Source organism: Bradyrhizobium sp. Leo170 (genome assembly GCF_004296405.1).
GTDB lineage: Bacteria > Pseudomonadota > Alphaproteobacteria > Rhizobiales > Xanthobacteraceae > Bradyrhizobium.
The window spans coordinates 1-7,998 of record NZ_PSRR01000376.1; the positions used below are offsets into that span (position 1 = coordinate 1).

6 protein-coding genes and 2 pseudogenes are annotated in these 7,998 nt (G+C 64.6%); 4 read left to right on the top strand and 4 right to left on the bottom strand.

Translation table 11 applies throughout. The features are described from left to right. Positions 1–519 (top strand): annotated as a pseudogene (locus CWO89_RS37435) (DUF308 domain-containing protein); the annotation flags it as partial. Between the two features lie 181 nt (positions 520–700). Beyond that, positions 701–1,114, top strand: coding sequence for a Ros/MucR family transcriptional regulator (locus tag CWO89_RS37440; protein WP_130583382.1), 414 nt, complete (start codon positions 701–703; stop codon positions 1,112–1,114). A gap of 62 nt (positions 1,115–1,176) precedes the next feature. Here CWO89_RS37440 and CWO89_RS37445 read toward each other — a convergent pair whose 3' ends face one another. Both CWO89_RS37445 and CWO89_RS37450 read right to left on the bottom strand, forming a co-directional pair. Beyond that, the gene (locus tag CWO89_RS37445; RefSeq protein ID WP_130583387.1) at positions 1,177–1,608 is read right to left on the bottom strand and encodes a SufE family protein; all 432 of its coding nucleotides are present in this window, start codon (positions 1,606–1,608) and stop codon (positions 1,177–1,179) included. A gap of 91 nt (positions 1,609–1,699) precedes the next feature. Then, positions 1,700–2,086, bottom strand: a complete 387-nt coding sequence (locus CWO89_RS37450; RefSeq protein WP_130583383.1) for a DUF5330 domain-containing protein — start codon at positions 2,084–2,086, stop codon at positions 1,700–1,702. A 426-nt stretch (positions 2,087–2,512) separates the two neighbouring features. Between CWO89_RS37450 and CWO89_RS37455 the strand changes: the two genes are divergently transcribed. Next, positions 2,513–4,330, top strand: a complete 1,818-nt coding sequence (locus CWO89_RS37455) for a sensor histidine kinase (RefSeq protein ID WP_165421488.1) — start codon at positions 2,513–2,515, stop codon at positions 4,328–4,330. Next, a pseudogene (locus CWO89_RS49800) lies at positions 4,323–5,065 on the top strand (peptidoglycan-binding domain-containing protein). Before CWO89_RS37455 ends, CWO89_RS49800 begins: the two are co-directional and overlap by 8 nt. 73 nt (positions 5,066–5,138) lie before the next feature. Here CWO89_RS49800 and CWO89_RS37465 read toward each other — a convergent pair. After that, positions 5,139–6,446 (bottom strand): HlyD family type I secretion periplasmic adaptor subunit, encoded by a 1,308-nt coding sequence (locus CWO89_RS37465; RefSeq protein WP_130583385.1) that lies wholly within the window; start codon positions 6,444–6,446, stop codon positions 5,139–5,141. Beyond that, on the bottom strand, positions 6,443–7,998 hold a 1,556-nt coding region (locus CWO89_RS37470; RefSeq protein WP_130583386.1), incomplete at its 5' end, for a type I secretion system permease/ATPase. The genes CWO89_RS37470 and CWO89_RS37465, both read right to left, overlap by 4 nt.

The following is a 7,998-nucleotide window of genomic DNA, read 5'->3' on the forward strand; positions in this document are numbered from 1 at the left end:
GCCCGCAACGAGGTGCCGCCCGTCACTCCGCCAGGCGCGGAACCGTCGGAGGTTGGCCCGGCAGGTCCCAAGCGGCGCAACCTGATGTTCTCTTCCACGCGCAAGGAGCGCGAACGGGGCCCGGCGCGCGCAGGCGAGCCTTTGACCCCCGACATGCTCTCGCCGGAGCCGCGTTCGAATCCACTGGCGCCGGCCGCCGAATCGGGCGAGTCGCAGCAGGTGAACTTCGATGACACGTGGCCGAGGCCGGAGCGGCAACGGCCCTCCGACCTTCCGCCGCGCCGCGTGCCGCGCACGCCCTTGACCCCAGGCGAGAGCCCCAGCGCGCCGGTGGCCGACCGTCGTCCGCCGCAGCCGCAGGAGCAGCCGCCGGTGACGGTGCTGAAATCGGGCGTCGTCGACGGCATGGCCTATTCGCTCTATTCCGACGGCTCGATCGAGGCGCAGATGCCGGAAGGCATGATGCGCTTCGCCTCCATCGACGAGCTGCGGGCGCATCTCGAGCAGCGTTCGTCATAGACCGGGAAATACTTGCAATCGCGTGTCTTGAAAAATAAAGCCGCGTAGTTCTTGCTAGATTCCTGGTAGTCCGCGCATATTAGCAAGTAATGCGGGGCTCCGCTGATGTATTGGCGTAGCCCGATATTGTCCGCGGTCCCGCCCCGTTGCCAACGTCCAAGCCTCAAGAGAAGGTTGCGCGATGACCGATGCCACCGGCAAAAGCCCTGTCGAACTGACCGCCAACATCGTATCGGCCTATCTCAGCAACAATCCGACCCAGGCCTCGGATATCCCCAACCTGATCAGCCAGGTGCATGCCGCGCTGATGCGGGTCGCCAGCGGACGGACCGAGGCGCCGCTCGAGCCGGCCAAGCCCGCGGTGTCCGTGAAGAAATCGGTTACGTCAGAATATTTGGTCTGCCTGGAAGACGGCAAGCGATTCAAGTCGCTGAAGCGCCACCTGCGCACGCAGTACAACATGACGCCGGAACAATACCGGGAGAAATGGGGGCTGCCGGCCGACTATCCGATGGTCGCGCCGAACTATGCGGTAGCGCGCTCACAGCTCGCCAAGAAGATGGGCCTCGGCCAGCAGCAGCGGAAGCGGAAGTAGCATAGCGTTTTCGAGCGAAGTGGATTCCGGTTCGCCTGAATAAAACGCGTCAAATACACGAGCTAGGAAGCGGCGGTTGCGAGCGTCTCGCGGGCATCCGAGCGGATACGCTCGATCATCGAGCGAAATCCGTTGGAGCGCTGTGGCGTCAGGTGCTCGCGGAACCCGAACTCATCGAAAATCGCGGCGGCATCCGTCGCCAGGATTTCCTTGGGCGAGCGGTCCGAATAAAGCGTCAGCAGGATCGCGATCAGCCCGCGCACGATATGCGCGTCGCTGTCGCCGAGATAATGCAGCCGCGGATCGTCGTTGCCGGCGCGGTCGATCTTCCTGGAGAGCCAGACCTGGCTCGCGCAGCCCTGCACCTTGTTGGCTGCGGAATGCTCTTCCTCCGGCATCGGTGCAAGGGTGCGGCCGAGCTCGATAACGTACCGGTACCGGTCGTCCCACTCGTCGAGCAGCGAGAAATTCTCCCTGATTTCGTCGATCGTCATCATCACCCGCGTCCCATCACTGCAATCGTTATATAGGGTCGCGGGCGGCCGAATGCGATGAAAATGCAGCCGGTTCCGGCTTATTTTGCGGTCACGGCGCGGGCGGCGGCCGCCATTCGATGGCCTGGTCGTCGGCCGTCAGGGTGTCGCGGGACGCGACCAGGGAGACCTCGGCATCCCCAGGCGAGCCGATCGAGCCGGTGTGGTCCGGCGACTTCTTGTCGATGATGATCTGATAGATTTTCCTTGCACCGTCGGTGGCACGCTGACCGATCACCGTCGCTGCCTGGCCGCCGACCTCGCAGGCCGCAGGCTGGCGCTTGCAGAACTGGCCCATGTCGCTGACAGCAGCGGTCGCCGCCTGCACGGCTTCGGCGGCGCCGATCTGCGGCAGCTTTTCCGATTCAGGTGTTTTGTCCCTTGGCAGCAGCACGAGCACGAGCCCGAGCCAGAATGCCATGCGCAGCAGGAAAAACATCTCGCGACCCCGTCATCTTCGTTTGCGGTTGATCCGCAATTCGCACGTGACTAGCAGCGGTCAATAAAACGCAAGTGTTTGCCTTGAAGTTAAATCGTCGAAAATTCGCGGAAAATGCGCGCCAAAATCCGCACGCGTCTCGATTCGGTGTAAATTTTCGATTGATGCCAGCGAGCTGCGGCAAGATGCGCGAGCCCCGCTCGTCCACCATTTCGAAACCATAAGATTATCGATCGCGGAAACCTCGCGTTCACCATCCGCGCCAAATGCGCCCGTTGCGATGTGCAAAAGCCGTGCGAAGGCACAGAGTCCGGCGGCCGGGCGCTGTGCCTTAGCGTTCGCTTAAGTTCACTCTGACACGGTGAGTCCAAGATGAAGGGGGCGTTCCGACTCGTCTTTGACGCAGGATCGGAAAGCGCGAAAGCCGTGAGTGTTTTGAGTATTATCCGCGATTGTCTCGATGCCCTGCTGCATCCGTCGGCGAGATATGATGCGTTGACGCGGGCGCGGCATCGCGCCTTCATGGCGCCGCGCCTGCTCGGCAGCCTGGCGGCGTTCGCTGCGTTTCCCGTCTATCTGGCGCTGCGCGGCGCGCCGACCGCGATCGAGGTTGCCGCTTTCGCTTGGCTGATCGCGCCGATCCTGTTGTCCTGGTTCCTGTCGCGCACTGGCCGCTATGAAGGCGCGCATGTGCTGTCGTCGCTGGCGCTTGCAGGCTTCGTCATGATTGTGGCGGCGGCCACCGGCGGGATCGCATCCTTTGCCGCGGTCTGGCTCATCGTGGTTCCGATCGAGGCGGCGCTGTCGGCCTCGCGCCGCGTGGTGGCGTTCGCTTTTGCGCTTGCGATGTCATGTGCGGCGGCCTTGATCGTGCTCGGCCATTTCCACCTGCTGCCGCCGTCAAATCTGAGCGCGCCATTGCAGGGCGCCTTGATCGGGTTCGGTGTCGTTTCAGCAACGCTCTATGCCGCGGGCCTTGCCTTCGGCGCCGAGTCGCTCGCGCGCACCAGCGTGGCGCTGTTCTATCGCGAGGAAGAGCGCTACCGCCTCCTGGCGCACAATATGAGCGACGTGCTGTCGCGCCACAGCCGCAACGGGGCGGTGCAATTCATCTCGCCGGCGGCGGAAGCGATGCTCGGCGTGCCGGCGCCGCGGCTGATGGGGCACGGCCTGTTCGATCGCGTCCATGTCGCCGATCGTCCGGCCTATCTCACTGCGCTGTCGGACGCAGCGCGGGGCGGCGAGGGACGCAGCGTCGAATTCCGCCTGCGGCGGGAGGCGCCGCGCGGTTTGATGCAGTCGGCGGATTTCATCTGGGTCGAGATGCGCTGCCGGCCGCTCGATCAGGTCGCTGGCGAGGGCGAAGTCGTCGCCGTGATTCGCGACGTCACCGATCGCAAGATGCAGCAGGAGGCGCTGGAGCAGGCGCGGAACGCTGCCGAGCAGGCGGACGCGTCGAAGACGCGGTTCCTCGCCACCATGAGCCACGAATTGCGCACGCCGCTGAATGCCATCATCGGCTTCTCCGACATGATCGCCCAGGAAGATGTGCTGATGCTCGATGCGGCGCGCCGCAAGGAGTATGCGCAGCTCATCCGTGATTCCGGCCAGCACCTGTTGTCGGTGGTGAACGGCATCCTCGATATGTCCAAGATGGAAACGGGCACTTTCGAAATCGCCCCCGAGCCGTTCGCGCCGCGCCCGGCGCTGCTCAACTGCTGCAACCTGCTGGCGCTGAAGGCGCGGGAGAACGGCGTCGACTTGATCACCCGCGCGCCGGAGGATCTGCCCATGATGAACGGCGATCCGCGCGCCTTCAAGCAGATCACGCTCAATCTCGTATCCAACGCCATCAAGTTCACCGAGCGCGGCGGCAGCGTCACGGTGTCGGCTGCGGTCGAGGGATCCCGGCTGATGCTTGATGTCACCGATACCGGTGTCGGCATCGATGCCGACGATCTCAAACAGATCGGCAATCCTTTCTTCCAGGCCGGCAAGACCTATCAGCGCCGTCATGAGGGCACCGGACTTGGACTGTCGATCGTGAAGGGTCTGGTCGGCTTGCACCAGGGCGAGATGAGTGTAGAGAGCAAGCTTGGCGAAGGCACCACTGTGACCGTGACGCTGCCGCTCTCGTTTGCGCCGCCGGCGGTGCAGGAGCCTTCCGGCAAGATCGCGACGCTGAAGCCCGCGTTGCGATCCGGATTACAGGAACAAGCCCAGCAGGTGAAGAAGAGTGCCTAGAAAAGTCGCCGATGATGAGGAGATGCCGCGCCGCCGCCGTCGCGGCGCGCAGGCGGTTGCGATCGAAGCCGAGGAAGAGCGCGGCGTCCTGATGCGCGTGCTGTTGCACAGTCCGAAGGACACGGTCGCCGGCGTGCTCGCGGCCGGCGCCGTCATTGCCATCATCACCAATGCACTGTTTCTGCAGGCCGGCCGCCATCCATCACCGATGTTCGGTTCGGTCGTGACGCTGCCGCCGCCGGCGCCTGCCGTCACCAGTCTGCTGCCGCGTCCGCGGCCGGTCGAGGCGGCTGCGCGTCCCGTTGAACCCCAGCCTGTGGAAGCGAAGCCCGCCGAGCCCGCGAAGCCCGCCGAACCCAGAGCGGAACCGAGGGCGTCCGATTCCAAGACTTCCGATTCCAGGACTTCCGATTCTAAAACTTCCGACCCGATGACCAATCTCGTCCTGAAGTCGACGTCGGCCCCGCCGGCTCCGGCAAATGTCATCCGGCCGCCCGCGCCGATCCCCTCGCGCGCGAGACCACCCAGAGTGCGGCATCGAAGCGCATCGCCGCGGTCCAGCGCGCGCTCACCGAATATGGCTACGGCCAGCTCAAGCCGACCGGCACCATCGGTTCCGATACCCAGGCCGCAATCGCCAAGTTCGAGCGCGACCGCAAGCTGCCGGTGACCGGCCAAATGTCGGATCGGGTCGTCCGCGAACTCTCGGCGATGATCGGACACCCGGTCGAGTAGGGCCTGCACGACGGACCGATGCCTCGCGAATCGCCCGGCTCGGCTACTGCGCTGAACCGGTCAGCAAGATTGTTCAGCGCTCGCGGAAAGCCCGCACGATCTGGTCGGACAGCGGCTTGACGAAATAAGACAGCACGCTGCGATCATAGGTCTTGGCAAAGATCTCGGCTGGCATTCCCGGCAGAAGTCTCGCTGCTCCCAGTCGCGCCAGCTCCTCGGGCGTGATTGCCACCCGCGCGGTGTAGAAACTCTGGCCGGTGCGCTGGTCCGATGTCACGTCGGCCGAGATGCGGCTGATCGTGCCCTGGATTTCCGGCGTGGTGCGCTGGTTGAAGGCGGAGAAGCGCAGGCTCGCCGCCTGTCCGACATGGAGCTGATCGATGTCAGCCGGCGAGATCTTGGCGTCCACGGTGAGAAGATCGGCCTCCGGAACGATCAGCATGACCGGCTCGGCCGGGCTGACCACGCCGCCGACCGTGTGGACACTGAGCTGGTGCACGATCCCATTCTGCGGGGCGCGGATGTCGACCCGCTTGAGCTGATCCTCCGCTGCGACCTTGCGTTCGATGAATTCTCCGATCTTGCCGTCGATCTCGCGCAACTCCTTGGCGACCTCGCTGCTCAGATCCTGATCGATCTGGATAATCTGCAATTCGATTTCGGTGACCTTGCCACGCACTTGCGCCGTCGCGGCAATCGACTGCGCAAGCTCGCCTTTGAGGCGCGCGGCTTCGCGCTCGAGAACCGTTAGCCGGCTCATCTGGATCAGGTTCTTCTCCCACAGCGTCCGCACGCCCGTGAGCTCACGCTGGATCAGCTCGATCTCCTCCGCCTTGGCCTCCTGCAGGGCGGCGTAGCCACGGATTTCATCTTCGAGCTGCGCGATGCGCTGGCGAAGCTGCGACTTCTGCCCCCTGCGCGCGGCGGCTCTGAGCTCGAACAATCTGCGTTCGCTGTCGAGCGCCGTGATGAATTCCGGCGAGGGGCGATCGAGCAGCTCGGGTGGGACCACGATGTGCTCAGCGCCATCGCGTTCACTGCTGAGGCGCGCCTTGCGGGCGCGCATCTCATCCAACCCTTTCGCGTAGATGGCAAGGCCCGCCCGCAGCGCAGTCTCATCGAGCCGCACCAGCGTGTCTCCGGCACGGACATGATCACCTTCGCGGACCAGCAATTCTCCGACGATGCCGCCGGTCAGATGCTGGACTTTCTTGACATTGGAATCGACGACGACCGATCCGGACGCCGTGACTGCGCCTGACAATTCCGTGGTGGCGGCCCAGCCGCCGATGCCGCCAGTCAGCACGAGCGCGACGACTATTCCGCCGATCAGGTGATGGCGCAAGCTGCGGTCTTCGCCTTGAAATGCGCTCTCGGTCATGTCGATGCCGCCGATTGAGGAACGACCTTGAATGGACCCGCTGGGGGTGACTCCCGTCGTGTCAGCATCGAGAACACTTCATCCTTGGGGCCAAAGGCTTGTTGCCTGCCATTGAGCATCGTCATCACGAAGTCGACGGCGGCGAGTGCGCTGGAGCGGTGCGCGACGATCACGACGATGCCGCCGCGAGCCCGAACCCCGAGGATCGCGCGGGTCAACGCCTCTTCGCCTTCGGCGTCCAGATTTGAGTTGGGCTCATCCAGCACCACGAGGAAGGGATCGGCATACAGCGCGCGGGCGAGTGCAACGCGCTGTCTTTGGCCGGCGGAGAGGCGCGCGCCCTGTTCGCCGATCTGGGTGTTGTATCCCTCCGGCAAGCCGACGATGAGCTGATGGATGCCGGCCGCGTTTGCCGCCGCGAGCACCGTTTCCATCGGCGGGCTTGGGACAAATCTCGCGATATTCTCGGCGATGGTGCCTTCGAACAGTTCGACGTCCTGCGGCAGGTATCCGATGTGATTTCCGAGCGCCTCGGGGGACCATTGCTCCAGCGCCGCGCCGTCCAATCGGACGACACCGCGCGACGGCCGCCATGCGCCGACAAGCGCGCTGACCAACGAGGATTTTCCCGATCCGCTGGCGCCGATGATCCCGAGCGCGCTGCCCGCTTTGAGGACGAAATTGATGTCGGCGGCCAGCACCCTTTCGGACTCCGGAGCGGTGACGGACAGTTTTTCCGCAAGCAGCGTGCGGCTCGGTGCGGGCAACGGCACCTGGGTCGCGGGCCCGGGGATGACTGCCAGCAGTTTCTCAAGACGCCGCCAGCTCTGGCGCGCCGCAACGAAACTCCTCCAGTTGGCGATCGCGAGGTCGACGGGCGCGAGCGCGCGGCCGGTCAGGATCGAGCTGGCAATGATGATCCCGCCGGATGCCTCCTGGTGAATGACGAGATAGGCGCCGACCGCAAGGACGGCTGATTGCAGCATCATGCGCAGCATTCGCCCGACGACGCCGAAACCGCCCGAGATGTCGCCGGCGATTTTCTGCTGCCGGCGATAGGCATCGCCGAGCTCGCGCCAGCGCGCGAGCAGACGCGCGGACATCCCCATCGCAACCAGGACTTCCGCGTTGCGTCGGCTCGCCTCGGCGAGCCGGTTGCGCGCGGCGGCATGGTTTGACGCTCTTTGCACCGAGCGACGGGACAGGCGATCGGTGAGCAGCGTCAGGATCACCAGCACGAGCGCGCCGCCGAGCACGGTGCCGCCGATCAGCGGGTGGAACGCAAAGCAGATCGCGAGATAGATCGGCAGCCATGGCAAATCGAACAGCGCCGGCAGGCCAGCCCCTGATAGCACCGACCGAATGGTGTCGAGGTCGCGGACCGGCTGCAGCCCATCGCCGCCGCCGCGGGTGCGGAGCGGCAGACGTATCACGAGATCATAGACGCGGTCGCTGACACGCCAGTCGATCTGGTTTCCGATCCGAAGCAGCATGCGTCCACGCGTCAGCTCCAGGATGCCCTGGAAGACGAACAGCATGGCCGCGATGATGC

Excerpts from the sequence above, each read along its gene's own strand:
- CWO89_RS37440 (WP_130583382.1), top strand. The coding sequence starts at position 701 with ATGACCGATGCCACCGGCAAAAGCCCTGTCGAACTGACCGCCAACATC.
- CWO89_RS37445 (WP_130583387.1), bottom strand. The coding sequence starts at position 1,608 with ATGACGATCGACGAAATCAGGGAGAATTTCTCGCTGCTCGACGAGTGG.
- CWO89_RS37450 (WP_130583383.1), bottom strand. The coding sequence starts at position 2,086 with ATGTTTTTCCTGCTGCGCATGGCATTCTGGCTCGGGCTCGTGCTCGTG.
- CWO89_RS37465 (WP_130583385.1), bottom strand. The coding sequence starts at position 6,446 with ATGACCGAGAGCGCATTTCAAGGCGAAGACCGCAGCTTGCGCCATCAC.